Origin of the sequence: Streptomyces carpinensis, assembly GCF_002154505.1 — a bacterium.
Taxonomy (GTDB): Bacteria; Actinomycetota; Actinomycetes; order Streptomycetales; family Streptomycetaceae; genus Streptomyces; species Streptomyces carpinensis.
On the sequence record NZ_MUBM01000364.1, the window covers coordinates 1 to 24,775 of the forward strand.

Consider the following 24,775-nt stretch of genomic DNA (forward strand, 5'->3'; position numbering starts at 1 on the left):
AAGATCATGGACATGGCCATCACGGCCGGCGCTCCGCTGGTGTCGTTGAACGACGGCGCGGGCGCCCGTATCCAGGAGGGCGTCTCCGCCCTGGCCGGCTACGGCGGCATCTTCCAGCGCAACACCAAGGCCTCGGGTGTGATCCCGCAGATCTCGGTGATGCTGGGCCCGTGCGCGGGCGGCGCGGCCTACAGCCCCGCCCTGACGGACTTCGTGTTCATGGTCCGCGAGACCTCGCAGATGTTCATCACCGGCCCGGACGTGGTCAAGGCCGTCACCGGTGAGGAGATCACCCAGAACGGCCTCGGCGGTGCGGACGTGCACGCCGAGACCTCCGGCGTGTGTCACTTCGCCTACGACGACGAGGAGACCTGCATCGCCGAGGTCCGCTACCTCCTGTCGCTGCTCCCGCAGAACAACCGGGAGAACCCGCCCCGGGTGGAGTGCTCCGACCCCGTCGACCGCCGCTCCGACGTCCTGCTGGACCTCGTCCCGGCCGACGGCAACCGCCCCTACGACATGGCCAAGGTCATCGAGGAGATCGTCGACGACGGCGAGTACCTCGAGGTCCACGAGCGCTGGGCCCGCAACATCATCTGCGCACTGGCCCGCCTCGACGGCCAGGTCGTCGGCATCATCGCCAACCAGCCCCAGGTGCTGGCGGGCGTGCTGGACATCGAGGCGAGCGAAAAAGCTGCGCGCTTTGTCCAGATGTGTGACGCTTTCAATATCCCGATCGTCACCTTCCTGGACGTCCCGGGGTTCCTCCCCGGTGTGGACCAGGAGCACGGCGGGATCATCCGGCACGGCGCGAAGCTGCTGTACGCCTACTGCAACGCCACCGTGCCGCGGATCTCGCTGATCCTGCGCAAGGCGTACGGAGGTGCGTACATCGTGATGGACTCCCAGTCGATCGGTGCGGATCTCACGTACGCCTGGCCGACCAACGAGATCGCCGTGATGGGCGCGGAGGGCGCCGCCAACGTCATCTTCCGCCGTCAGATCGCCGCGGCCGAGGACCCCGAGGCGATGCGGCAGAAGATGGTCAAGGAGTACAAGGCCGAGCTGATGCACCCGTACTACGCGGCCGAGCGCGGCCTCGTGGACGACGTGATCGACCCGGCCGGCACCCGCGAGGTCCTCGTCAGGTCGCTGGCGATGCTGCACACCAAGCACGCCGACCTGCCCTCCCGCAAGCACGGCAACCCCCCGCAGTGAGCGCAGCAACCGCCGTAACCCAGCGGACGCACCGCGGCAACCCCGCGGACCCCTCAGCCACGGAGACTGATCGCATGGACACGCCTGACATCCGCGTCGAGAAGGGCCACGCCGAGCCCGAGGAGGTCGCCGCCATCACGGCCCTCCTCCTCGCCCGCGCCGCGGCCCGCCCCGCCGACACCACCCCGGCCCACCGAGGCCGCGCCAAGGCCGGCTGGCGCCGCCTGGAGCGCGAGAACGGTTTCCGCGCACCCCACAGCTGGCACTGAGCCGCGTACGACGCCGTACGAGGCCGAACGCCTCCGAAGGGGCCCACCCACCCGGGTGGGCCCCTTTTCGCTCCTGATCCGGGAACGACAAGGGGCGCCCTCTCCGTCCGGAGAGAGCGCCCCTTCGTCGTGCCGGGCGGATCGCTACCGCAGCCGCGCCATCAGCGCGTGCTCCACCAGGGTGATGAGCGTGGACTTGGCGTCGGCGCGGTGGCGGGCGTCGGTGGTGATGATCGGGGTGTCGGGTCCTATCTGCAGGGCCTCGCGGACCTCGTCCGGGTTGTACGGCTGGTTGCCGTCGAAGCCGTTGAGCGCGATGACGAAGGGAAGCCCGCTGTTCTCGAAGTAGTCGACCGCCGGGAAGCAGTCGGCCAGACGCCGGGTGTCCACCAGCACCACCGCGCCGATGGCGCCGCGTACCAGGTCGTCCCACATGAACCAGAAGCGGTCCTGGCCGGGCGTGCCGAACAGGTACAGGATCAGGTCCTGGTCCAGGGTGATACGGCCGAAGTCCATGGCCACCGTGGTGGTGGTCTTGTCGCCGGTGTGGGTGAGGTCGTCGATGCCGGCCGAAGCAGACGTCATCACGGCCTCTGTGCGCAGCGGGTTGATCTCCGAGACGGCGCCGACGAACGTGGTCTTGCCCACGCCGAAGCCGCCCGCCACCACGATCTTCGCGGAGGTGGTGGAGCGACTAGGAGAAACCGGCCCTCCGCTAGAGCTTGCGAAGTCCACTGAGCACCCTTTCGAGCAGTGTCACGTCTGGCTGGCCACCGGCGTTCTCGTCGCCGCCGGGCTGATGGATGGCGACCAGGCCCGCCTCCGCCAAGTCGGCGACGAGGATCCTGGCCACGCCGAGAGGAATCGTCAGCAGGGCCGAGATCTCGGCCACCGACTTGATCTCGCGGCACAGATGGCAGATCCGCTGATGTTCGGGCAACTGGCCCTGCATCTGGTACGGCTGCGCCGTGGTGTGCACCAGTGCCTCGATGGCGAGCTGGTACCGCGGCCTGGTGCGGCCGCCCGTCATGGCGTACGGGCGGACCAGGGGGTTGTTCGACGCCCCTGCGGGCGCCGGCTCAGGGGTACGTCGCTGCGGCTGCACCGGTTGGATGCGCGGTGCCGGCGGCTGGTCGTACGGCGACGGGCCGGGGCCCTGTGGCGCGTACGGCTGCCGGTGGTGGGGGACGGAGGGGAAGGCGTAAGGATTCGGCGAACCGTCGCCGTGGCCCTGCATGGGGCCGTACGACCAGTTGCCCGAAGACGAACCGCCTGGGGGTGTTGCCACTCTTACTCCTCCTCCGACTGCGCCGGGCACCCAACCGTGTGGAAGCCGCGTCCCGAAACCTTACGGCCCCGGGACACCAAAACGCACCGTCTGTCTTTTAGTTGAGAAGGCTCCCCTGAAGCTCCGCACGGAGGTCCGGAGTCAGGACCGTGCCCGCACGGTCCACGAGGAGTGCCATCTCGTACCCAATGAGGCCGATGTCCGCCTCCGGGTGTGCAAGAACCGCGAGCGACGAACCGTCGGAGATGGACATGATGAAGAGGAATCCCCGCTCCATCTCCACAACCGTCTGGTTCACGCTGCCGCCCTCGAAGATGCGCGAGGCACCGGCGGTCAGTGAGGTCAGACCGGAGGCGACGGCCGCGAGCTGGTCGGCGCGGTCGCGGGGAAAGCCTTCGGACATCGCCAGAAGGAGTCCGTCGGCGGAGACCACCACAGTGTGGGACACCCCGGGGGTGTTGTCCACGAAGTTGGTGATCAACCAGTTCAGGTTCTGTGCCGCCTGGCTCATCGGGCTCACACTAACGCTCCTGGTTGTAGGTGCTGTCAGGACCGAAGCCCTGGCCGTTCTTTTCACTTCCTGCGCTGCGTCCCCGCTGGACGCCCCGGCGCAGGTTGCTCAGCCTGCCCCTGACGTCCTCGGGGGCGCGGGAGACCTGTGGGCCGCCCTGCGGGGTCGATTCCGCGGTGCCCTCGACCAGGTTGGCCCTGGGCACCCGCCGCGGCAGACCGGAGGAGGTCACTCCGCCCGCCTTGGGCTTCCGGAGTTGCGAGGCCTGCTGCCACCGCTCGTCGTTGGCCGAACGCCAGGCGCTGTCGCCGTTGCTCTCCGGAGTGGAGGCCGGCGTCTCCCGCTGCACGGGCCGCGCGCCGTTCGAACCGCTCGCGGTCGAACCACGGCGGGGCAACCCGGCGTCGGTCAGCTCGTGGGCGGCGGAGGAGGCCGGTCCCGGACGGTCGAAGCCTACGCGGTCAGCCTCCGTCGCGTCAGCGGCCTGCACTGATTCCGTTTCCGGAACGTACTGGTCCGCGTAACCGCCCCGATAGCCGTCCGCCTGCGGCCAGTCGTCCTGGTAGGACCGCTCCTGGTAACCGGAGTACGGCTCCGCCGTGCCGGTCCGGGCGGAGGCGTGCTCCCCCTGCGCCGGCTCCGGGTAGGCGGCGGCGTCCGGGTAACCGCCGTTCGCCGCGTACGCGCCGTTCTGCGGCACACCCGCGTCCGGCGCGTAGTACGCCTGCTCGTACGACTGCTGTCCCTGCCGGCCGTACGCCGTCTGCTGCTGCTCGTCGTACGCCTGCTGGTCGTATCCGCCGCTCTGGTCGGGGTAGGCGACCTGGCCGGTGCCGTACGCCTGCTGCTGACCGGTCGGCTCGTCGGTGTACTCGGGTGCCTGCGCCGGGGCCTGCTCGCCGTGGCTCTGCGCCTCCAGGGCGGCCCGGCGCTCCTCCCGCTTGAGGGAGCGCCCGACGGGGTCCAGCTCGCGGATGTCGTCGGGGACGTCCGCGTAGCGGCTGTCGTCGAAGCCGAGCTCGGCGGCCGTGCGCATGGGCGGCAGCTGGTTGAAGTCCTCGCCCCGGAACTGCTGCTCCGGGATGATCTGCGAGACGGTGAACTCGTCGCGCTCCGGCGTCCGCTCGCCGCCACCGCCGTGGGTGATCGCGTCCGGCAGCATGACCAGCGAGGTGGTGCCGGCCTGCTCGCCGGAGGGGCGCAGCTGGACGCGGATGCCGTGCCGGTCGGCGAGGCGGCCGACCACGAACAGGCCCATGCGCTGGGAGATCGCCACGTCCACGGTGGGCGGGTTGGCCAGCTTGTGGTTGATGTCCGCGAAGTCCTCGGCGGTCAGGCCGATGCCCTTGTCGTGGATCTCGATCATGACCCGGCCGTCGGGCAGGCGGGTCGCGGTGACGCGGACCTTGGTCTGCGGGGAGGAGAACGTCGTGGCGTTCTCCAGCAGCTCGGCCAGCAGGTGCACGAGGTCGGTGACCGCGCGGCCGTGGATCTCCGCCTCCGGGACGCCGGAGAGCTCGATGCGCTCGTACTGCTCCACCTCGGAGGAGGCGGCGCGCAGCACGTCGACCAGCGGGACCGGCTGGTCCCAGCGGCGGCCGGGCTCCTCGCCGGCGAGGACCAGGAGGTTCTCGCCGTTGCGGCGCATACGGGTCGCGAGGTGGTCCAGGCGGAAGAGGTTCTCCAGCTGGTCGGGGTCGGCCTCGTTGTTCTCCAGGTCGGTGATCAGGGTCAGCTGGCCCTCGATCAGCGACTGGTTGCGGCGCGAGAGGTTGGTGAAGATCGCGTTGATGTTGCCCCGCAGCAGGGCCTGCTCGGCGGCGAGCCGGACGGCCTCGCGGTGGACCTGGTCGAAGGCGCGGGCGACCTCGCCGATCTCGTCGGTGGAGGTGATCGGGATCGGTGCGACCCGGGTGTCGACCCGGCCGGGGTCGGTGCGCGAGAGCTGGTCGACCAGCATCGGCAGGCGCTGCTCGGCGATGCCGAAGGCGGCGTTGCGCAGCTGGCGCATGGAGCGGCTCATCTGGCGGGCCACCAGACCGGCCAGGACGAACGCGGCGAGCAGGGCCACCAGGACGACCGCGCCCGTGATGAACGTCGACTGCCTGGCGTCGTCGGCGATGCCGGCCGCCTCGTTCACCGCGGTGTCGGCCATGTCCGACTCGATCTTGCGGTAGGCGTCGAACTTGAGGGTGTTGACCGCCCACCAGTTCTGCGCGGTGACGCCCTTCTGGGCCAGCCCCGCGCGCTCGGCGGTGGAGGTGCTCTTCAGCGTGGCGAGGGCCGTGACCATCTTCTGCGGGTCGGACGGCGGGGCCACGTAGTTCGGGTCCTTGCCCTTGGCCTCCTGCGCCATCGCCGCGGCCTTGGTCTGGATCTCCTTCTTCTGCTCGTCCAGCTTGTCCGAGTCGGCCTGGGTGCCACCGCCGAGGTACTCCTCGACGGCGATGCCCTCCAGGTAGGCGTAGGAGGAGAGGGCGATGCGCTGGCTGGCCAGGTTGCCGCTGTCGGGACCGGGCTTGATCAGCAGGTGCATGCCGATCGAGCGCTCCAGGGACAGAGCCGCCTTGGTGAGCGAGATGGCGTAGACGGTACGGCCGTAGGAGGTGATGTTGCCGGTGCCCAGGCCGAGCTCGTTGGCGAACTCCATCAGCGGGTGGGCGACCTTGACGTAGCCCTCCTCGGTCTGCACGCCGGTCAGCTTGGAGGTGTACGCGGCGGCGCGCAGCGACTGCAGTTCGGGTTCGGCCTCGCGGAACAGCTTCAGCCGGCGCTCCAGGCCGGACGTGTGCGGCATGTTCCCGGCGGCCTGGTCGAAGTCGTCGGCGGCCTTGTCGGTCAGCTGCCGGGCCTGGGTGACCGTCGAGTCGTTCTGGCCCTTGCCCTGCAGCAGGGGAGCTGCGGTGATGTCACGCTCGTTGTACAGGGCGTTGGCGTAGGTCAGGGAGGCACGCACCAGGCGCGCGGTGTTCTCGGCGTCCTGGGCCTCGTTCCAGGTGTCGATCGAGCTCTTGACCTGGAAACCGCCCATGACGAGGCCGACCAGCACGGGTATGAGCAGGATCGCGTTCAGCCGGGTGCGCACCCGCCAGTTGCGCGGGGACATGCGGCCCCCGCTGGGGGAGGGAGCGGCCGCCGGCTCCGAACCGGGCACGTGTGCGGGCGCCGCGCCGCGCGGCGGCGGGGTGAAGTTGCCCCGGGCCGACGGCTCGGGGCCGTTCTTGCTTCGCCTCACTCGACCAACAACCTCTCGGCGGTCGGCACCTACGTCGTGCCGCAGTTTCTCAGAGCCCTGTCCGCCGCGGACGACTCACTACCGGTGAGTACGTCCTTGACTAGTGGGCAGTTCAGGCATTCCAGCACGCCGACATGCGCTCTTCCAAACACTGAAAACAGCCGGCCCGCGTACATGTAAGGCCCAGATAAAACGGTCATAAAGAGCGAGCCGCGCCAAAAGGCGGGGGGATTGTGCGCGCAGCGAGACCGGATGTGCGCGACGCGTGGCCGTACCACCCGATTCCTCTGCCGAAACGTTATGAACACCGGCGCCGACCGTGTCAAAGGACACAGCCGGCTCCGGTGTCTCTACGTCAGCGCTACGACAACTGCCGTATGGCCTGGCGTACTTGAGTGCCGTGCGAAACGGGCCCGGGGGCTACCTCAGGCGGGCCATCAGGGCGTGTTCCACCAGGGTGATCAGGGCGGACTTGGCGTCGGCGCGGTGGCGGGCGTCGGTGGTGATGATCGGCGCGTCGGGTCCGATCTGCAGGGCCTCGCGGACCTCGTCCGGGGTGTACGGCTGCTGGCCGTCGAAGCCGTTGAGCGCGATGACGAAGGGAAGCCCGCTGTTCTCGAAGTAGTCGACCGCCGGGAAGCAGTCGGCCAGACGCCGGGTGTCCACGAGCACCACCGCGCCGATGGCGCCGCGCACCAGGTCGTCCCACATGAACCAGAAGCGGTCCTGGCCCGGCGTGCCGAACAGGTACAGGATCAGGTCCTGGTCCAGGGTGATACGGCCGAAGTCCATGGCCACCGTGGTGGTGGTCTTGTCGCCGGTGTGCGTGAGGTCGTCGATGCCCGCCGAAGCAGACGTCATCACGGCCTCTGTGCGCAGCGGGTTGATCTCCGAGACGGCGCCGACGAACGTGGTCTTGCCCACGCCGAAGCCGCCCGCCACCACGATCTTCGCGGAGGTGGTCGCCCGGCCCGCGTCAGAGCTTGCGAAGTCCACTGAGCACCCTTTCGAGCAGCGTCACATCCGGTGCGCCGCCGTTGTTCTCGTCGCCGCCCGGCTGGTGGATCGCCACCAGGCCGGCCTCGGCCAGGTCCGCGACCAGGATCCGCGCCACGCCCAGCGGCATGGCCAGCAGCGCCGACACCTCGGCGACCGACTTCACCTCGCGGCACAGATGGCAGATCCGCTGGTGCTCCGGGAGCAGTCCCATCAGCGCTGCCGGGTCGGCCGTCGTGCTGATCAGCGCCTCGATGGCGAGCTGGTAGCGCGGCCGGGTCCGGCCGCCGGTCATCGCGTACGGACGGACCAGCGGCTGGTCGCCCTCGTCCCCGTACGGCTCGGCGTACGGATCATGATGGGCGGTGGGCGGGGTCATGAATCCTCCGGGCGGGACAGCAAGTCGGTCGGGCAAGCCGTCTGACGGGGCCGGTGGGGGGATTGTGGCGGCCGGACGGTGATTTGGTGAGACGGGTGGTACCGGGGCCGGTCAGTGGAGCAGACTGCCCTGTAGTTCGGCGCGCAGGTCGGGAGTGAGTACCGCGCCCGCGCGGTCGACGAGGAGCGCCATCTCGTAGCCGACGAGGCCGATGTCGCACTCGGGGTGGGCCAGGACCGCCAGGGACGACCCGTCCGAGACGGACATGAGGAACAGGAAGCCGCGCTCCATCTCCACGACCGTCTGCGCCACCTTGCCGCCCTCGAAGATCCGGGAGGCACCGGCGGTCAGTGAGGTCAGGCCGGACGCGACGGCCGCGAGCTGGTCGGCGCGGTCGCGCGGGAAGCCTTCGGACATCGCCAGAAGGAGTCCGTCCGCGGACACCACGACGGTGTGGGACACCCCCGGGGTGTTGTCCACGAAGTTGGTGATCAACCAGTTGAGGTTCTGTGCCGCCTGGCTCATCGGGCTCAACTAACGCTCCTGCTGGTGAGTGGGGCTCGGGAAGCTGCCCGTCTGACCGGTGCCGGCCTGACGACCCTGTGCGATGCCCCGACGGAGATTGGTCAGCCGGCCGCGTACGTCGTCGGGCGCACGCGAGACCTGCGGACCGCTCTGGTGCTGTTGCTGCTGAGCCGTGCCCGGGACGAGGTTCGCCCGGGGCACCCGGCGCGGCAGGCCGGAGGTGGTGATGCCGCCCGCGGCCGGCTGCCGTACGCGCTCGGCCTGCCGGACGAGCTCGTCGTTGGGCGAGGTGCGCCAGGCGGAGGTGGCGGGACGCTGGGGGCCCGTGGGGGCCTGCGGCTGCTGCGGTGCCGCCGGAGCCGGCTGGCCCGCCTCCCGCCGGTCACCGCGGAACCAGTTGGTCTCCAGGGTGTCGTACAGCGGGGTGCGTCCGTCGCCCGGACCCGTGGCCGGTGGCAGCGCCCACCCGTCACCCGGCCCGCCCCCCTCATCGGGCCGCTGCGCGGCGCCCGTGTTGTCGGGCTGGCGACGCACGGCACGCTGCTGCTGCGGGGCCGGCGGGCGCGGGGCGCCGAAGTCGGCCGGGCCGCCGGCCTGGGGCCGCTCGAACTGGCCGGTGGACGAAGGCTCCTGACGGGCCGGCAGGGCGTGGGCGCCGGTGCTGCCGCCGTCGTAGCCGGGCTGCTGGTACTGGCCGGTGGAGCCGTTGTCGTAGGCCTGCGGGGCCGCGAACTGACCGGTGGAGCCGTTGTCATACGCCTGCGGAGCCGCGAACTGGCCGGTGGAGCCGTTGTCGTAGGCCTGCGGAGCCGTGAACTGGCCCGTGTCCGACGCGCTGTTCTGCGGGGTGTTCGGCGCGGGCGGACCGAAGATGTCCGAGCGCACGAACGAGCCCGTGTTCTGCCCGGCACCCACGCCGGGGGCGGGGAACTGGCCGGTGTTCGCACCCGCGTGCGGGGCATCGAAGTCGGGGCGGGGGAACGCGGAGGTGTCCGCCGGGGCGCCCGGACCCTGCCGGTCGTCGTACTGGGGAACCACCGGTATCTCGGCCGTGGAGCCCGGCCCCCGGTGGTCCTCGATGCGCGGCATGCGGGAGGTCTGCGCCTGCTCCGCCTCGTCGTGGCCGCGCGGCGTGTCCAGAGCGGCCGGCCCTGTCGCGTTGTCGTTGCCCCAACTCGGCGTCCGCGGCTGCGGGTTGCCGCCGGGCAGCTCCGCGCGCGGACCACCGCGCGACGGCAGCTGCGGCTGCCCGCCCTGCTCGGCGCCGCCCGCGCGCCGCGGGGCCGCGCCACGGCGCGCGCCTCCGCCGAACGCGTCCTGCCGACCGCCGCCGCCGAAGGCGTCCTGGCGGCCACCGTCGGCGAAGCCCGGACGGCCCTCCGTGCGCCCGCCGTCACCGAAGCCCTGCGGGGCGCCCGTGCCCGTGGCCTGCAGGCCCTGCGGCGCGCCCGGTGCACGGCCGCCGAAGCCGCCGCCCGCGCCCGCGTCGACCGGACCGGGACGGCCCTGCTGCGGCTGCGCCGGACCCTGCGGCCCGCGTGGCGCGCCCGGTCCACCCGGTGCCCCGGGCCCGCCCTGACGGCCGCCCGTGCCGGGCAGTGCGGCCCGGGGACCCTGAGCCGCGCCGACCTGGCCGCGCGGAGCGGCCCCGGCGCCGAGCCTGCCGGCGCCGCCCGCGCCCGCGCCGAGCGCACCGCCGCCCGCCTGACCGTTCTGGCGCCGCGCCGCCGCCGCACCGGCGGCGGCAGCGGCGGCCGCCGGGCCGCCCGCACCGGGACCACCGGGCTTGCCGGGACCGGGCTTCTTGCCGCCCTGGGCGACGTCCACCGGCAGCATGACGAGGGCCGTGGTGCCGCCGGAGTCGGACGGGCGCAGCTGGATGCGGATGCCGTGCCGCTGCGAGAGACGACCGACCACGAAGAGGCCCATGCGGCGGGAGACGGAGACGTCCACGGTGGGCGGCGAGGCGAGCCGCTCGTTGATCGCGGCCAGGTCCTCGGGGGAGAGGCCGATACCGGTGTCGTGGATCTCGATCAGGACGCGGCCGTCGGGCAGCGCGTGACCGGTGACCTTGACCTTGGTCTGCGGCGAGGAGAACGAGGTCGCGTTCTCCAGCAGCTCGGCGAGCAGGTGCACGAGGTCGTTGACTACGCGGCCGGCGACCTCGGTGGTCGGCACGGCGGCCAGCTCGATGCGCTCGTACTGCTCCACCTCGGACGCGGCGGCGCGGAGCACGTCGACCAGCGGGACCGGGCGGGTCCAGCGGCGGCCGGGCTCCTCACCCGCGAGGACGAGGAGGTTCTCACCGTTACGGCGCATACGCGTGGCGAGGTGGTCGAGCTTGAACAGCGAGGACAGCTGGTCCGGGTCGGCCTCACGGGACTCCAGCTCGGAGATCAGCGACAGCTGGCGCTGGATCAGGCCCTGGGAGCGGCGCGAGAGGTTGGTGAACATCGCGTTGACGTTGCCCCGCAGCAGGGCCTGCTCGGCGGCGAGGCGGACCGCCTCGCGGTGCACCTCGTCGAAGGCCGCGGCCACCTGGCCGATCTCGTCCCGGGAGTGCACACCGACCGACTCCACGGAGGTGTCGACGTCCTGCGGGTCGGACTCCGAGAGCTGCTTGACCAGCTCGGGCAGACGGTCCTGGGCGACCTTGGTCGCGGTGTCCTGCAGCCGGCGCAGCGAGCGGATCATGGAGCGGGCCACGACGAAGGCGCCGACCAGTGACACACCGAGGACCAGGAGGATCAGCGCACCGGAGATGATGGCGTCCTGCTCGGTGGCGCTGCGCAGCTCGCGGGCCTTCTGCTCCATGTTCTCGAGCAGCGTGTGCTCGATCTTCTTCATCTGCTCGATCTTGGTCGAGCTGTCGTCCACCCAGTCGCGGTAGGAGCGCTTGTCGAGCGAGGCCAGACCGTCCTTGCCGTCCAGGGCGCGCTTGGCGTAGGTGTCCGCGGACTTGATGGTCGGGTTGCCCTCTTCGATGGGCTTGAGCAGATCCTCGACGCCGTTGCCGTAGATGTTGCGGAAGCTGTTGATCTCCGAGGTCTGGCCCTCCAGCGCCGACTGCGCGTAGAGGCGGTCGTTCTCGGAGAGGTGGCCCTCGCTGGTGTTGTTCGCGGGCAGCGCGGCCGCGATGACGGCGCGCTGGACGGAGGCGTACTCCTTGGCGGAGGAGAAGGCGGACAGCGCGCGGGTGCGCTGGATCATCTCCGGGTTGCTGGTCGCCTCGGCCATGTCCTGGGACAGGCTGACCAGCTCGGTGATCAGGCGGTGGTAGGCCTCGACGGTCCGGGCGGAGTTGCCGTCGTTCTCGTAGGCGGTCTTGCGGATCTTGCCGAGGCCGTTGAGCTCGCTGGCCAGACCGACGATGGTGTCGCGGACGCCCTGGAGGTTGCCGTCCTTGCTGGCGGCGTCGATCTCCTCGGAGGCGGTGAGGAAGTTGTCCTTGGCCCGGTCGGTCTTGTCCCGGAAGCCCTTGACGGCGATGGCGCTCGCGCTGGAGGGGTGGGCCAGCGGACCGGCGGACTGGTCGCGCTCGTCCTGGAGCGCGGCCGCCAGCTCGGTGGCCTGCTTGGTCATGTCCGTCAGCAGCTTCATGTTGTCCAGCTGCTGGATGTCGTCCAGGTTCTGGCTGATGCGCAGCGCGCCCAGCGAGGTGGCCGCGACCACGGGGAGCGCGAGCAGCGAGACCAGGCGCGTGGAGATGCGCCAGTTGCGCATGGCCACGCGCGAGCCGGTGCCGACGGGGCCCTGGCTCTTGGCCGGCGGCTTCACGGCCGGAGCGGGGCTCGCCGACGCCGCCGGGCCGGCAGTGGCGCCACGCCCGGGGCGCTCTGCGTTGTCACCGGACGGGGCCGGGCCCGGGTTCTGGGCGTGCTGGGGCGAGGAGCTGCCCTTCATGGGGCCAGTCCCGTCGTGCGACTCCGGCTCCGCCGAAGCGCTGCCATCCCTCTTGAAACGTCCCTGCACTAGCGTCGCAACCTCTGGACCAGGCGCCCCTCCGCGCGAGCGGAAGGACGGTGTCGGCGTCGTGGGGAACGCCCTGAAAACGCTCCCCGGGTGGTCGTGAGTGACCGGCGCTGGTTCCCCCTTCTCGCCGCCACTCGGCGCTGCGTTGCGCCCCCTGCGCGCCGGCTCGATCCTGCGGCGGTCCGTGGCATTCCAGCACAGTGCAGGATCTCCAACAAGGCATGTGGGTCAGGCTGTGACCTCTGTGACACCGCGTGAGGGGTGCGTTACAAGACGTGGAAAGTGATCTTCTTCAATCCGGACATATCCGTACGAGCCGACGAGCCGCCTCAGGTGTCCCAGTCGCCATGATCGGGAGCGGAATGATGGCTTCAGGGGGTCAATGTCCGTTTCGCTGAGATGGGGTGCGACCAGAAATTGTCCGGATTGTCGATGAGGCAGTGAGCAAACTCACATAAGGATCACGGGGTCTTCACGTCTGCGGCCGGGAATTGCACGTTTAGCCTGACGCTTTACAGAGATGGCAAAACCGACAACGCGCCCAGGCGGGGGGCTCGCACGGCTCTCCGGGCGCCCGTAGACGACAAGGTCTTTTACAACCGTGAAGACGACGATGATGTTCCGCACCATAGCCAACCCCCGGCGCACCACCCTGGCGCACCTCGAGGACGCCGAGGCACTGCAGACGCCGGAGCTGCCGGAGCACTCCGTCCCCCTCCCCGCCCAGACCGCCAACCCCCGGCGCACCGTCCTCATGGAGGCACCGGTCGCGGCCTCCGTGGCGGAGTAGTACGCGCTCCCCCCGAGCCCTTCGAGCAGGGGGACCCGGCCGCCGGATGTCGCAGCGCGGCCGGCCAGGTTGTACGGAGACTACGGAGACCAGGGGCGCCCCACGACGTGGGGCGCCCCTCCTTCGTGTCCGGGGCCGCCCGGGGGACGGCGCGCACTCGGCCCGGTGTCCCGGGGCTGCGCCCGCGGCAATGCGCGAGGTGCGGGGCCCCTTGCCGCGTTAGCCTGGAGCGTCAGACTCCTCCCAGCTCAGTCAAGGGGCCAAGCATCCCGTGCGCATCGCCAGGTTCTCCATCGACGGGAACGTCGCCTTCGGCGCGGTCGAGGGCGACCAGCCGGACGAGCTCGTCCTCGACATCATCAAGGGCATCCCGTTCGCGGACTTCGAGCTCTCCGGCACCAAGGTGCCGCTGAGCAAGGTACGGCTGCTGCCGCCGGTGCTCCCCAACAAGGTCGTGGCCTTCGGCCGCAACTACGCCGAGCACGCGCGCGAACTCGGCAACGAGGTGCCCGACGCCCCGTTCGCCTTCTTCAAGCCGTCCACCTCGGTGATCGGCCCCGGTGACCCCATCCAGTACCCCTCCTTCTCCGAGGAACTGAACCACGAGGCCGAGCTGGCGGTGGTGATCGGCCGCATGTGCCGCGAGGTCCCGCGTGACCGCGTCCAGGACGTGATCTTCGGCTACACCTGCGCCAACGACGTCACCGCCCGTGACGTCCAGCGGCGCGAGAAGCAGTGGGCACGGGCCAAGGGCTTCGACACCTCCTGCCCCCTGGGCCCCTGGGTGGAGACGGACATCGACCTGGCCGCCGCGTCCGACCTGACCATCCAGCTCACCGTCAACGGCGAGCAGCGGCAACTGGGCCGCACCAGCGAGATGATCCACCCCATCGAGGATCTGATCGTGAACATCTCCGAGGCCATGACGCTGCTTCCCGGCGACGTGATCCTCACGGGCACCCCGGCAGGGGTCGGCCCCCTGGGTGTCGGCGACGAGGTCGCCGTCACCATCGAAGGCATCGGCACTCTCACCAACAAGGTTGTCAAGCGTGGCTAGCGCATCCGGCACTCCCGTACGCGTCCGTTTCTGCCCCTCGCCCACCGGTAACCCCCATGTGGGCCTGGTCCGCACCGCCCTGTTCAACTGGGCGTTCGCCCGGCACCACCAGGGCACCCTGGTCTTCCGCATCGAGGACACCGACGCGGCCCGCGACTCGGAGGAGTCGTACAACCAGCTGCTCGACGCGATGCGCTGGCTGGGCTTCGACTGGGACGAGGGCCCCGAGGTCGGCGGCCCGCACGCGCCGTACCGCCAGTCGCAGCGGATGGACATCTACAAGGACGTCGCCGACAAGCTGCTGGACGCCGGGCACGCCTACCACTGCTACTGCTCGCAGGAGGAGCTCGACAGCCGCCGCGAGGCCGCCCGAGCCGCCGGCCGGCCCTCCGGCTACGACGGCCACTGCCGCGACCTGAGCGCCGAGCAGGTCGAGGAGTACAAGGCCCAGGGGCGCACGCCCATCGTCCGCTTCCGCATGCCCGACGAGACCATCACCTTCAACGACCTGGTCCGCGGCGAGCTGACGTTCACCCCGGAGAACGTGCCGGACTACGGCATCGTGCGCGCCAACGGGGCCCCGCTGTACACGCTGGTCAACCCGGTCGACGACGCCCTGATGGAGATCACCCACGTCCTGCGCGGCGAGGACCTGCTCTCCTCCACGCCGCGCCAGATCGCCCTGTACAAGGCGCTGATCGAGCTGGGCGTCGCCAAGTGGACCCCCGAGTTCGGCCACCTGCCGTACGTGATGGGCGAGGGCAACAAGAAGCTCTCCAAGCGCGACCCGGAGTCGTCGCTGAACCTCTACCGCGAGCGCGGCTTCCTGCCCGAGGGCCTGCTCAACTACCTCTCCCTGCTCGGCTGGTCGCTCTCGGCCGACCAGGACATCTTCTCCGTCGAGGAGATGATCGCGGCCTTCGAGATCTCGGACGTGAACCCCAACCCGGCGCGCTTCGACCTGAAGAAGTGCGAGGCGATCAACGGCGATCACATCCGCCTGCTCGATGTGAAGGACTTCACCGAGCGCTGCCGTCCGTGGCTGCAGCCCCCGTTCGCCCCCTGGGCGCCGGAGGACTTCGACGAGGCCAAGTGGCAGGCCATCGCCCCGCACGCGCAGACCCGTCTGAAGGTGCTGTCGGAGATCACGGACAACGTCGACTTCCTGTTCCTGGCCGAGCCGGTCGAGGACGAGGCGAGCTGGACGAAGGCGATGAAGGAGGGCAGCGACGCCCTGCTGCGCACGGCGCGGGAGAAGCTGGAGGCGGCCGACTGGACGTCCGCGGACTCCCTGAAGGAGGCGGTCCTGGCCGCCGGTGAGGCCCACGGCCTCAAGCTGGGCAAGGCGCAGGCCCCGGTCCGGGTCGCCGTCACCGGCCGCACGGTGGGCCTGCCCCTCTTCGAGTCGCTGGAGGTCCTGGGCAAGGACAGGACGCTGGCCCGCATCGACGCGGCGCTGGCGAAGCTGACGGCGTAGCCGAGGCATGCGCGGGGGGCGGCACCCGGTCTCCGGGCGCCGCCCCTTCCTGCTGCCCGGGCGAGTGCGGGACGCCGCCACCCGGCCGGCGGTACCGTCGGGAGCATGGCGATCAGAGCTGTCCTGTGGGACGTCGACGACACCCTCTTCGACTACACCACGGCCGATCGGAGCGGCATGAGGGCGCACCTGGTGGCAGAGCGGCTGCTGGACGGGTACGGCTCCGTGGAGGAGGCCCTGGCGCACTGGCGGCGGATCACGGACGCCCAGTGGGCGCGCTTTTCCGCCGGGGAGGCGTCCTTCGAGGGGCAGCGGCGGGACCGGGTGCGGGTGTTCCTCGGGCGGCCGGAACTGACCGACGCCGAGGCCGACGCGTGGTTCGAGCGCTATCTGAGGCACTACGAGGCCGCCTGGGCCCTCTTCCCGGACGTGCTGCCCGTCCTGGACGCCCTCGCCGCCGACTACCGGCACGCGGTGCTGTCCAACTCCAGCGTGCACGTCCAGGAGCGCAAGCTGCGCGTCCTCGGCGTCCGCGACCGCTTCGAGGCCGTGCTGTGCGCCGCGGAGCTCGGGGTGTCCAAGCCGGCCCCCGAGGCGTTCCACGCGGCCTGCGAGGCCCTGGAACTCGCCCCGCACGAGGTCGCGTACGTCGGCGACCACCCGGAGATCGACGCGCTCGGCGCCGCCGAGGCCGGTCTGCTGTCGGTCTGGATCGACCGAGGCGGCGTGCACACCGGTGGTACCGGGGACACGGGGGGTGCCGTGGCGCGCCGGATCGCCTCCCTCGCCGAACTCCCGGCGGCGCTCCGCGCCGATACCCGTTTTGGAGCCCCGTCCACCTTCGGGTAATGTTCTTCCTGCGCCGCGGGGAGCGGGCCGAAAGGCCGGAAGCCCCACCGGCGCAGTACTAGAACAAGAACCCCTCCGGGGCTTGCGTTCCAGTGGCCTATGGTGTAATTGGCAGCACGACTGATTCTGGTTCAGTTAGTCTTGGTTCGAGTCCAGGTAGGCCAGCTCGCAGAGCTCATCTGCACCGCGGATCCCATCCGCAAGCCCCCGTTGTGTAGCGGCCTAGCACGCTGCCCTCTCAAGGCAGTAGCGCCGGTTCGAATCCGGTCGGGGGTACAGATCCTTCCCGCGAGGACAGCCGGGTCGCTCCCTTTGTCCCCGATGCAGGATCGCCAGGGCCCCCGTTGTGTAGCGGCCTAGCACGCCGCCCTCTCAAGGCGGTAGCGCCGGTTCGAATCCGGTCGGGGGTACGCAGAGGTCTAAACCACCTTTGGTCTATGGTGTAATTGGCAGCACGACTGATTCTGGTTCAGTTAGTCTTGGTTCGAGTCCAGGTAGACCAGCTGATCTGCGGAAACGCAAGGTCTCGCCCCCGTTGTGTAGCGGCCTAGCACGCCGCCCTCTCAAGGCGGTAGCGCCGGTTCGAATCCGGTCGGGGGTACGCAGTCTGAAGGGCCCTCCCTCGGGAGGGCCCTTCGGTGTTTCCCGGGGGCGCCCGTCGGCGCGCCCCGTCGGGCTCACCTCCCGTCGAACCGGCGTCGCGACTCCTCGGCCTCCGCCAGCCGGCGCAGGCTGAGCAGCACCGGCTCGTACAGCACGGTCAGCGCCACCGCGGCCTCCACCTGCTCGTCCGGCGTCCCGTACCGCTCCACCAGGTCCAGGTCGGTCGCGGCGATCCGCTCCATCGCGCGGGCGTACGGCTCCAAGTCGGCGGTGGCGCACGGGTAGCCGAGCCGGGAGAGCGCGGCGATCGCGGTGATCAGCATCCCGTACGCCGGTACGGTCGGCGTCTCGCCGGACGGGCCGCCGTAGCGCCAGCCGAGCCGGTCCATGAGCTCGTCGGCGGTCTGCCGGGCGGTCTCGGTGGCCGGGTCGGCCTCGTCGGGTGCCGGGCCGTGCGGCAGGGCCCATACGGCGGTGCCCAGCCGCCTGTTCGGGTCCAGGCCCTCGTCCTGCAGGGCGGCGAGCACCTCCCGTGCCGAGTTCACCGGGATCCGGCCCACCTGGATCAGCGCGCGCACCAGCCGCAGTCGCCGCAGGTGCCCCTCGTCGTACTCGGCCTGGGTGGCCGTGACCCGGCGGCCGGGATGCAGCAGCCCTTCCCGCAGGTAGTACTTGATCGTCGCCGTGGAGACCCCGCTGCGTGTGCTCAGCTCCGCCAGTCGCATCCCGTGCCGCACCCTTTCCCTCTTGCGCTCCCTCTTGAGGAGTGCCACTATCCAAGCATGGATAGTGGCGCTATCCAACCGAGCCGGAATCGGCGAGAGGGAATGGGGGACGTCATGGGTGCGAAGCCGATCGAAGGGCGCATGACCGCCGCGGGTGACGGCGAGGTGGTGGTCTTCCTGATCGGGATGCGGATCAACCGCTTTGCCGCGGTGCGCAGTTGGTGGCCGGTGGCCAGGGCGATGGGGCCGATGCTCGCGGAGCTCGCGCGCGACGGGGGCAGCGGGTTGCTGGGGTACAAGGCCCTGCTGGGCGGGGTGCGCGAGGCGTACGTGGTGCAGTACTGGGAGTCGAAGGAGAAGCTCCTCGCCTACGCCGTCGCTCCGGAGCGCAGTCACCATCCGGCCTGGGCCGCCTTCAACCGGAGGCTGCGGGAGGGCAAGGGCGAGGTCGGCTTCTGGCACGAGACGTATGTCGTCCCGGCCGGCTCCCACGAGTCGATCTACATGAACATGCCCGAGTACGGCCTGGGCAGGGCCACGGGAGTCGTCCCGGTGGCCCGCCGCGGAAACCGGGCGGCGGACCGCCTGCGCGTCTCCTGAGCGGAACCGACCACCGGGTGACCGCCCGCGGTCACCCGGGGAGCGTCATGGGTGGTCGGCCGTGCCGTGACGGCGAGCCGCGGGAGCCGTGCAAGCCCTGGAGGAGGGCATGAATGCGGGGGAGGCGCGGGCGGGTGTCAGTCGCCCGCCCGGCCCCTGGTCGAACTCGTCGGCCGTGCGCGACCTTCTCCCCGGTGGGGCGTCCGCCGCCCACGGCGGGCCGGTGGGGGCGCAGGCCGGAGCCCGGTTCGGTCGGGGCCGCCCATGAGGACGGGGGCTGATTCGGGTGTCGGGCGGTCGTCCGGTGGTGTGCGGGGGCGGGGTGGTTCGTCGCTTGTCGACCGGCGGTCGTACGCGTCCCGCCCTTCGGGGCCTGCCGCGGCGTTGAGGCCGGCCCTGCTGTGGGGCGTACCGGTGGGGTGGTCAGCCGCCGGAGCGGCGCAGGGCCTCCGACAGGCGGGCCGCGGCGTCGATGACCGCCTGGGCGTGCATGCGGCCGGGGTGGCGGGTGAGGCGCTCGATGGGTCCGGAGACCGAGACGGCGGCCACCACGCGGTTGGAGGGGCCGCGCACCGGCGCGGAGACGGACGCGACGCCCGGCTCGCGCTCGCCGATCGACTGGGCCCAGCCCCGGCGCCGTACGCCCGACAGGGCCGTCGCCGTGAAGCGGGCGCCCTGCAGCCCGCGGTGCAGCCGCTCCGGCTCCTCCCAGGCCATCAGGACCTGCGCGGAGGAGCCCGCCTTCATCGTCAGCGTCGAACCGACCGGGACAGTGTCCCGAAGACCGGACAGGCGCTCCGCCGCGGCGACGCAGATGCGCATGTCACCCTGGCGGCGATAGAGCTGCGCGCTCTCGCCCGTGACGTCCCGGAGATGGGTGAGCACCGGGCCGGCGGTGGCGAGGAGACGGTCCTCACCCGCGGCCGCGGCCAGTTCCGCCAGGCGAGGGCCCAGAATGAATCGACCCTGCATGTCGCGCGCCACCATGCGGTGATGTTCCAGGGCCACGGCCAGTCGGTGGGCCGTGGGTCGTGCCAAGCCGGTCGCCGCGACCAGACCCGCGAGGGTGGCCGGACCGGACTCCAGGGCGCTCAGGACAAGGGCTGCCTTGTCCAGAACGCCGACGCCGCTACTGTTGTCCATGCAACGATACTCGCGTCTCACTCTGTGAAACGCAAGTTCAATTTTCCGTGGAACACGCCACCCTGGATGTCACGAAGGCACAGCGGCCCGCGGATCAACGGGCCTGGTGGCCGTTGTCCGGGCGCGGGGCGCGGGCAACGCCTCCTCAAGATCTCTAGTTGGGCCGGCGCCCCCGTGCGTCCGGCCGGAGGGAAAGCGATGGGTAGGACACTCGCGGAGAAGGTCTGGGACGACCACGTCGTCCGGCGCGCCGAGGGCGAGCCCGACCTCCTCTTCATCGATCTGCACCTGCTGCACGAGGTGACCAGCCCCCAGGCCTTCGACGGCCTCCGCAAGAGCGGGCGCGGTGTGCGCCGGCTCGACCTGACCATCGCCACCGAGGATCACAACACCCCGACCCTGGACATCGACAAGCCGATCGCGGACCCGGTCTCCCGCGCCCAGCTGGAGACGCTGCGCAAGAACTGCGCCGACTTCGGCGTCCGGCTGCACCCGCTGGGCGACGTAGAGCAGGGTGTCGTCCACGTCGTGGGCCCGCAGCTGGGTCTCACCCAGCCCGGCACGACCGTCGTCTGCGGTGACTCGCACACCTCCACGCACGGCGCCTTCGGCGCGCTGGCGTTCGGCATCGGCACCTCCCAGGTCGAGCACGTGCTGGCCACCCAGACGCTGCCGATGGCCCGCCCGAAGACCATGGCGATCACGGTCGACGGCGAACTGCCCGAGGGGGTCACGGCCAAGGACCTGATCCTGGCGATCATCGCCCGGATCGGTACGGGCGGCGGCCAGGGCTACGTCCTGGAGTACCGCGGCTCCGCCGTCGAGAAGCTCTCGATGGAGGCCCGCATGACCATCTGCAACATGTCGATCGAGGCCGGTGCCCGCGCGGGCATGATCGCCCCCGACGAGACGACGTTCGAGTACCTCAAGGGCCGCCCGCACGCCCCGCAGGGCGAGGACTGGGACGCCGCGGTCGCGTACTGGAAGACGCTGAGGACGGACGACGACGCCGAGTTCGACGCGGAGGTCGTCATCGACGCCGCCGAGCTGTCGCCGTTCGTCACCTGGGGCACCAACCCCGGCCAGGGCGCGCCGCTTTCGGCGTCCGTCCCCGACCCGGCTTCGTACGAAGACGCTTCGGAGCGCCTGGCCGCCGAAAAGGCCCTGGAGTACATGGGGTTGGAGGCCGGAGCGCCGCTGCGCTCCATCAAGGTGGACACCGTCTTCGTAGGCTCCTGCACCAACGGCCGCATCGAGGACCTGCGCGCCGCCGCCGACGTCGTGCGGGGCCGCAAAATCGCCGACGGCGTACGGATGCTGGTCGTCCCGGGCTCCGCGCGCGTCGGCCTGCAGGCCGTCTCCGAGGGCCTGGACGTGGTCTTCAAGGAGGCCGGCGCCGAGTGGCGGCACGCGGGCTGCTCGATGTGCCTGGGCATGAACCCCGACCAGCTGGCCCCCGGCGAGCGCTCCGCCTCCACCTCCAACCGCAACTTCGAGGGCCGGCAGGGCAAGGGCGGCCGTACGCACCTGGTGTCACCGCAGGTCGCCGCCGCCACCGCCGTCCTGGGCCACCTGGCCTCCCCGGCCGACCTGTCCGACGCCGACGTCCCCACGCCCGCTGGAGTCTGATCAATCATGGAAGCCTTCACCACCCACACCGGCCGGGCCGTCCCGCTGCGCCGCAGCAACGTCGACACCGACCAGATCATCCCCGCGCACTGGCTCAAGAAGGTCACGCGCGACGGGTTCGAGGACGGGCTGTTCGAGGCCTGGCGCAAGGACCCCGAGTTCGTGCTCAACCGCCCCGAGCGGCAGGGCGCCACGGTCCTGGTCGCCGGCCCCGACTTCGGCACCGGCTCCTCCCGCGAGCACGCCGTCTGGGCGCTGCAGAACTACGGCTTCAAGACCGTGATCTCCTCCCGCTTCGCCGACATCTTCCGCGGCAACTCGCTGAAGAACGGCCTGCTCACGGTGGTCCTCGACCAGAAGATCGTGGACGCGCTGTGGGAGCTCGTCGAGAAGGACCCGACGGCTGAGGTCACTGTTGACCTCGAGGCTCGTGAGGTGCGGGCCGAGGGGATCACCGCCTCCTTCGAGCTGGACGAGAACTCCCGCTGGCGGCTGCTGAACGGGCTGGACGACATCTCGATCACCCTGCAGAACGAGGAGGACATCGCCGCGTACGAGGCGAAGCGCCCGTCCTTCAAGCCGCGCACGCTGCCGGTCTGATCCGGCGGCGAGTTTCGGCCACCGGGCAACGCCGCTGTACCCCCGATCGCCACGATCGGGGGTACAGCCGTTTTCGGGCCCGTGCCCCCCGGCGCGCCGCCGTGCCGCCGGTCAACTTCCCACGTTAAGACGGTTGTTGCCGGGGTATGCGAGGTTCGAGGCCACGGTCGGCGGATGTGCCCGGACGGCCGTCCGAGGCGGTAGTTGCCCCCTGCGCAGGCGACAACTTGCCCCAGATGGCACAATCTGTGCATGGACAACGACGGCCAACTCGAGCTCTATACGGCGGTCGCGGCCCAACTCAAGGAAGCGCACGCAAGGGTGCGCGCACTGCAAGTCCCGGAGGGCGTACGGATGGCGCTGACCCGGAAGCTGCTGGTCATTACGGCCGCGGCCAAGCACGATCTCGCCGGTGCGACAAGGCGGCTGGAGCGGTTCACGGCGGACCTCGACGAGGGTCGAATCCCCGAAGAGGAAGCCTGATCAACTTCGAGACCGACCGAGGCCGTTGCGGCACAAGGGTGATTAGCCCGTTTCGTGTTTGATTTGCGGTATATATCTGCCTAACGTGCGAAAAAGCTTGAACACTTTCGTTCCGGCAAGGTCTCCGAAGGGGAAGACGTGAACAAGGCGCAGCTCGTAGAAGCGATTGCCGACAAGATGGGCGGCCGGCAGCAGGCCGCCGACGCCGTCGACGCGGTACTGGACGCCATCGTCCGCGCGGTCGTCGGGGGAGACCGGGTCTCGGTCACCGGCTTCGGGTCCTTCGAGAAGGTGGACCGTCCGGCGCGCTACGCCCGCAACCCGCAGACGGGCGAGCGGGTGCGGGTCAAGAAGACCTCCGTTCCCCGCTTCCGGGCCGGCCAGGGCTTCAAGGACCTGGTGAGCGGCTCGAAGAAGCTCCCGAAGCACGACATCGCGGTGAAGAAGGCGCCCAAGGGCAGCCTCACCGGCCCGCCCGCGACCATCGCCAAGGCGGCCGGCAAGAAGGCCGCCGCGAAGAAGACGACGGGTGCGGCGAAGAAGGCCGCCGCCGGGAAGAAGACCACGGCGGCGGCGAAGAAGACCACGGCCAAGAAGACCACGGCCAAGAAGACCACGGCGGCGGCCAAGAAGACGACGGCCGCGGGCGCCGCGAAGAAGACCACGGCCAAGAAGGCCCCGGCGAAGAAGGCGACGGCGAAGAAGGCCCCGGCCAAGAAGTCGACCGCCCGCAAGACCACCGCCAAGAAGACCACTTCCCGCAGCAAGTAGGCGCAAAGCAGGTACTCACGCGCCGGGCCGGACTCCCGAGGGAGCCCGGCCCGCGGCGTTTTCGGCGGCCGTGCGCGCCGAGCGAGAGGCGTTCGGCCAGTTCAGAGGGTTCTCAGAAGGTCTGCAGCGTCACCAGTGTGATCCGCAGGGCGGCTCCCTCGCCCTCCGTCTCGATCCGCACCCGCTGTCCCGGGCGCAGCAGCCGCAGCCCGCCCGCGTCGAACGCCGCCGCGTCGAAGGGCACCGGGGTGCCGTCGTCCAGGAGCACCTGCCCACTGCGGCTGTCGGGGTCGTACGTGTATGCGGTCGCCTGCATGAACGGCAGCCTACTGCCCCCGCATCACCACCCGCGCCCCGTGACCGGCGGTCGCCGTCACTGCTCCGGGATCAGCAGACGGGCCGCGGCGGCCGCTGTTCGCGGGCCCACTCCGAGGGCCAGGGCGGCGCGCAGGTCGTCGCCGGTGTCCACGTCCTGGCGCACGGAATCGACCCCGTCGAGCCCCAGTTCCACCGCCCCCGAGGCCCGGTGGCGGGCACGGGAATCGCTGCCGAACGACGGGAGCAATTCGCGGTCCCCTCCGGCGGCGAGGAGCGTCGTGCCCACCTCGGCCGCGTCCGCGAGAAATGCCCGCGGGAATTCCCTCGCCGCTTTCAGAACCCGGGTCAATTCCCTGGGGCGGAGCGCCGGAAGATCGGCGTTCAGGGCGGCCACGGGGCTTTCGGGGCGCGATGCCCGTACGACCGCCGCCCCGTGCGCGAGGGCGGCGTTCAGTCCCGCGCGCGGCGTGTCCGGGACGATCCGCGCGCCCAGTGCCGCCAGCTCCCGCCCGGCCAGGGCGTCGTCCGTGACGACCGCCACATCCGCGACCGCCGGGCAGGCCAGCGCCGCGGCCACGGTGTCCTGGGCGAAGGCGAGGGCGAGGCCGGGCCGGACTCCGTCGTGTGCGGTGTCCGAGAGCCTGCTCTTGGCCCGCGTCAGGGGCTTCAGGGGGATGACCAAGGTCCACTGCACCGGCGTTCGTCCCTCTCTTGTCCCGGACATTCTCCCCCGGGCCGTGAGGCGGTTCGGACTCGACGTGGGGGCGCGAAGCTCCATGCAAGGCCCGTGCCGGGTGACAGGCGGGCGTACGGTGTTCTCGACAGACCGGCGGCCTGGGGCGACACTTGTGCGGCCCCCGGCCCCGGGGGCAGTCCTAGAGGAAGGTGTCCGCGTGCCCCGCCGCAGAATCGGCTTCTGGTACCGCTTCGCAGCGGTGATCTGCAAACCGCCCCTGGTGGTTCTGATCAAGCGGGATTGGCGCGGAATGGAGAACATTCCGGCCGACGGCGGATTCATCACCGTGGTGAACCACAATTCCCACATCGACCCCTTCGCCTACGCCCACTTTCAGTACAACACCGGGCGTGTGCCGCGATTCCTGGCGAAGAGCGGGCTTTTCAAGAAGGGACTCGTGGGCGCCGCGATGCGCGGCACCGGGCAGATCCCCGTCTACCGCGAGAGCACGGACGCGCTGAGCGCCTTCCGTGCCGCCATCGACGCCGTGGAACGCGGCGAGTGCGTAGCCTTCTACCCCGAGGGCACCCTCACCCGCGACCCGCGCGGCACCCGTCTTGCCGGTCATCGGCCAGCCGTCCGGGTCGCGGGTGAGGGTGCC

24 protein-coding genes and 5 tRNA genes are annotated in these 24,775 nt (G+C 70.7%); 17 read left to right on the forward strand and 12 right to left on the reverse strand.

The genetic code is table 11. The features are described from left to right. On the forward strand, positions 1–1,218 hold a 1,218-nt coding region (locus BZY54_RS38435; RefSeq protein WP_086729999.1), incomplete at its 5' end, for an acyl-CoA carboxylase subunit beta. A 74-nt stretch (positions 1,219–1,292) separates the two neighbouring features. Further along, positions 1,293–1,487: an acyl-CoA carboxylase epsilon subunit gene (locus BZY54_RS38440; RefSeq protein WP_086730000.1), complete on the forward strand. Its 195-nt coding sequence runs from the start codon at positions 1,293–1,295 to the stop codon at positions 1,485–1,487. 144 nt (positions 1,488–1,631) lie between these two features. On the opposite strand, the gene BZY54_RS38445 is transcribed toward BZY54_RS38440, so the two are convergent. From BZY54_RS38445 to BZY54_RS38480, 8 genes are all read right to left on the reverse strand, one after another. Beyond that, entirely contained in the window at positions 1,632–2,222 is a 591-nt protein-coding gene (locus BZY54_RS38445) for a GTP-binding protein (protein ID WP_086730001.1), read from the reverse strand. Continuing rightward, positions 2,203–2,775 carry a DUF742 domain-containing protein gene (locus BZY54_RS38450; RefSeq protein WP_086730002.1) on the reverse strand — a complete coding sequence of 191 codons (573 nt, stop codon included), beginning with the start codon at positions 2,773–2,775 and terminating at the stop codon, positions 2,203–2,205. The genes BZY54_RS38445 and BZY54_RS38450 overlap by 20 nt, the downstream gene beginning before the upstream one ends. A gap of 97 nt (positions 2,776–2,872) precedes the next feature. Next, positions 2,873–3,286 carry a roadblock/LC7 domain-containing protein gene (locus BZY54_RS38455; protein ID WP_004983065.1) on the reverse strand — a complete coding sequence of 138 codons (414 nt, stop codon included), beginning with the start codon at positions 3,284–3,286 and terminating at the stop codon, positions 2,873–2,875. A gap of 10 nt (positions 3,287–3,296) precedes the next feature. Further along, the gene (locus tag BZY54_RS38460) at positions 3,297–6,521 is read right to left on the reverse strand and encodes a sensor histidine kinase (protein ID WP_167414143.1); all 3,225 of its coding nucleotides are present in this window, start codon (positions 6,519–6,521) and stop codon (positions 3,297–3,299) included. Between the two features lie 420 nt (positions 6,522–6,941). Continuing rightward, positions 6,942–7,517, reverse strand: coding sequence for a GTP-binding protein (locus BZY54_RS38465; protein ID WP_067301226.1), 576 nt, complete (start codon positions 7,515–7,517; stop codon positions 6,942–6,944). Next, positions 7,498–7,896, reverse strand: a complete 399-nt coding sequence (locus tag BZY54_RS38470) for a DUF742 domain-containing protein (RefSeq protein WP_009190816.1) — start codon at positions 7,894–7,896, stop codon at positions 7,498–7,500. The genes BZY54_RS38465 and BZY54_RS38470 overlap by 20 nt, the downstream gene beginning before the upstream one ends. Positions 7,897–8,007: 111 nt before the next feature. Beyond that, on the reverse strand, positions 8,008–8,421 hold the full coding sequence (locus tag BZY54_RS38475) for a roadblock/LC7 domain-containing protein (protein ID WP_086730004.1): 414 nt from the start codon (positions 8,419–8,421) through the stop codon (positions 8,008–8,010). A gap of 9 nt (positions 8,422–8,430) precedes the next feature. After that, positions 8,431–12,393: a sensor histidine kinase gene (locus BZY54_RS38480; protein WP_086730005.1), complete on the reverse strand. Its 3,963-nt coding sequence runs from the start codon at positions 12,391–12,393 to the stop codon at positions 8,431–8,433. Positions 12,394–12,994: 601 nt separating this feature from the next. On the opposite strand from BZY54_RS38480, the gene BZY54_RS38485 reads away from it, so the two are divergent. The 9 genes from BZY54_RS38485 to BZY54_RS38525 all read left to right on the forward strand — a co-directional run bounded on the left by BZY54_RS38485 (position 12,995) and on the right by BZY54_RS38525 (position 17,167). Further along, entirely contained in the window at positions 12,995–13,183 is a 189-nt protein-coding gene (locus tag BZY54_RS38485; protein ID WP_167414144.1) for a hypothetical protein, read from the forward strand. A gap of 271 nt (positions 13,184–13,454) precedes the next feature. After that, complete coding sequence (locus tag BZY54_RS38490) at positions 13,455–14,240, forward strand: fumarylacetoacetate hydrolase family protein (protein ID WP_086730006.1); 786 nt, start codon at positions 13,455–13,457, stop codon at positions 14,238–14,240. Continuing rightward, the gene (gene gltX, locus BZY54_RS38495) at positions 14,233–15,717 is read left to right on the forward strand and encodes a glutamate--tRNA ligase (RefSeq protein WP_086730007.1); all 1,485 of its coding nucleotides are present in this window, start codon (positions 14,233–14,235) and stop codon (positions 15,715–15,717) included. Before BZY54_RS38490 ends, gltX begins: the two co-directional genes overlap by 8 nt. A gap of 105 nt (positions 15,718–15,822) precedes the next feature. Then, positions 15,823–16,566, forward strand: coding sequence for an HAD family hydrolase (locus BZY54_RS38500; protein WP_086730008.1), 744 nt, complete (start codon positions 15,823–15,825; stop codon positions 16,564–16,566). Between the two features lie 93 nt (positions 16,567–16,659). Beyond that, a tRNA-Gln gene (locus tag BZY54_RS38505) sits at positions 16,660–16,731 on the forward strand. A gap of 38 nt (positions 16,732–16,769) precedes the next feature. Then, positions 16,770–16,842 (forward strand) — tRNA-Glu (locus BZY54_RS38510). Positions 16,843–16,903: 61 nt separating this feature from the next. Continuing rightward, a tRNA-Glu gene (locus tag BZY54_RS38515) sits at positions 16,904–16,976 on the forward strand. Between the two features lie 21 nt (positions 16,977–16,997). Beyond that, a tRNA-Gln gene (locus BZY54_RS38520) sits at positions 16,998–17,069 on the forward strand. Between the two features lie 25 nt (positions 17,070–17,094). Continuing rightward, a tRNA-Glu gene (locus BZY54_RS38525) sits at positions 17,095–17,167 on the forward strand. A gap of 76 nt (positions 17,168–17,243) precedes the next feature. Here BZY54_RS38525 and BZY54_RS38530 read toward each other — a convergent pair. After that, positions 17,244–17,894 (reverse strand): MerR family transcriptional regulator, encoded by a 651-nt coding sequence (locus BZY54_RS38530; protein ID WP_086730009.1) that lies wholly within the window; start codon positions 17,892–17,894, stop codon positions 17,244–17,246. A gap of 114 nt (positions 17,895–18,008) precedes the next feature. Here BZY54_RS38530 and BZY54_RS38535 point away from each other — a divergent pair, with 114 nt between their 5' ends. Next, positions 18,009–18,494: a DUF4188 domain-containing protein gene (locus BZY54_RS38535; protein ID WP_208640896.1), complete on the forward strand. Its 486-nt coding sequence runs from the start codon at positions 18,009–18,011 to the stop codon at positions 18,492–18,494. A 423-nt stretch (positions 18,495–18,917) separates the two neighbouring features. On the opposite strand, the gene ndgR is transcribed toward BZY54_RS38535, so the two are convergent. Next, a complete protein-coding gene (gene ndgR / locus BZY54_RS38540) occupies positions 18,918–19,637 on the reverse strand; it encodes an IclR family transcriptional regulator NdgR (RefSeq protein ID WP_086730010.1) in 720 nt (239 codons plus the stop codon). Between the two features lie 198 nt (positions 19,638–19,835). On the opposite strand from ndgR, the gene leuC reads away from it, so the two are divergent. The 4 genes from leuC (at position 19,836) to BZY54_RS38560 (ending at position 23,120) form a co-directional block, all read left to right on the forward strand. Then, positions 19,836–21,266 carry a 3-isopropylmalate dehydratase large subunit gene (gene leuC / locus BZY54_RS38545; RefSeq protein ID WP_086730011.1) on the forward strand — a complete coding sequence of 477 codons (1,431 nt, stop codon included), beginning with the start codon at positions 19,836–19,838 and terminating at the stop codon, positions 21,264–21,266. Positions 21,267–21,272: 6 nt separating this feature from the next. Beyond that, the gene (gene leuD / locus BZY54_RS38550) at positions 21,273–21,866 is read left to right on the forward strand and encodes a 3-isopropylmalate dehydratase small subunit (RefSeq protein WP_086730012.1); all 594 of its coding nucleotides are present in this window, start codon (positions 21,273–21,275) and stop codon (positions 21,864–21,866) included. A 252-nt stretch (positions 21,867–22,118) separates the two neighbouring features. Continuing rightward, positions 22,119–22,349, forward strand: coding sequence for an SCO5555 family protein (locus tag BZY54_RS38555; protein WP_086730013.1), 231 nt, complete (start codon positions 22,119–22,121; stop codon positions 22,347–22,349). Between the two features lie 138 nt (positions 22,350–22,487). After that, complete coding sequence (locus BZY54_RS38560; RefSeq protein WP_086730014.1) at positions 22,488–23,120, forward strand: HU family DNA-binding protein; 633 nt, start codon at positions 22,488–22,490, stop codon at positions 23,118–23,120. Between the two features lie 112 nt (positions 23,121–23,232). Here the strand turns inward: BZY54_RS38560 and BZY54_RS38565 are convergent, their stop codons facing one another. Next, complete coding sequence (locus BZY54_RS38565) at positions 23,233–23,436, reverse strand: hypothetical protein (protein WP_086730015.1); 204 nt, start codon at positions 23,434–23,436, stop codon at positions 23,233–23,235. Positions 23,437–23,493: 57 nt separating this feature from the next. Continuing rightward, positions 23,494–24,132 (reverse strand): 2-phospho-L-lactate guanylyltransferase, encoded by a 639-nt coding sequence (cofC, locus tag BZY54_RS38570; protein ID WP_086730016.1) that lies wholly within the window; start codon positions 24,130–24,132, stop codon positions 23,494–23,496. A 199-nt stretch (positions 24,133–24,331) separates the two neighbouring features. Here cofC and BZY54_RS38575 point away from each other — a divergent pair. Then, on the forward strand, positions 24,332–24,775 hold a 444-nt coding region (locus BZY54_RS38575; protein WP_143668223.1), incomplete at its 3' end, for a lysophospholipid acyltransferase family protein.

Bases quoted from the DNA above. Each gene is read 5' to 3' on its own strand.
- BZY54_RS38440 (WP_086730000.1), top strand. From the start codon at position 1,293: ATGGACACGCCTGACATCCGCGTCGAGAAGGGCCACGCCGAGCCCGAG.
- BZY54_RS38455 (WP_004983065.1), bottom strand. From the start codon at position 3,286: ATGAGCCAGGCGGCACAGAACCTGAACTGGTTGATCACCAACTTCGTG.
- BZY54_RS38470 (WP_009190816.1), bottom strand. From the start codon at position 7,896: ATGACCCCGCCCACCGCCCATCATGATCCGTACGCCGAGCCGTACGGG.
- BZY54_RS38475 (WP_086730004.1), bottom strand. From the start codon at position 8,421: ATGAGCCAGGCGGCACAGAACCTCAACTGGTTGATCACCAACTTCGTG.
- BZY54_RS38500 (WP_086730008.1), top strand. From the start codon at position 15,823: ATGGCGATCAGAGCTGTCCTGTGGGACGTCGACGACACCCTCTTCGAC.
- BZY54_RS38530 (WP_086730009.1), bottom strand. From the start codon at position 17,894: ATGCGACTGGCGGAGCTGAGCACACGCAGCGGGGTCTCCACGGCGACG.
- BZY54_RS38535 (WP_208640896.1), top strand. From the start codon at position 18,009: ATGGGTGCGAAGCCGATCGAAGGGCGCATGACCGCCGCGGGTGACGGC.
- ndgR (WP_086730010.1), bottom strand. From the start codon at position 19,637: ATGGACAACAGTAGCGGCGTCGGCGTTCTGGACAAGGCAGCCCTTGTC.
- leuC (WP_086730011.1), top strand. From the start codon at position 19,836: ATGGGTAGGACACTCGCGGAGAAGGTCTGGGACGACCACGTCGTCCGG.
- leuD (WP_086730012.1), top strand. From the start codon at position 21,273: ATGGAAGCCTTCACCACCCACACCGGCCGGGCCGTCCCGCTGCGCCGC.
- BZY54_RS38555 (WP_086730013.1), top strand. From the start codon at position 22,119: ATGGACAACGACGGCCAACTCGAGCTCTATACGGCGGTCGCGGCCCAA.
- BZY54_RS38565 (WP_086730015.1), bottom strand. From the start codon at position 23,436: ATGCAGGCGACCGCATACACGTACGACCCCGACAGCCGCAGTGGGCAG.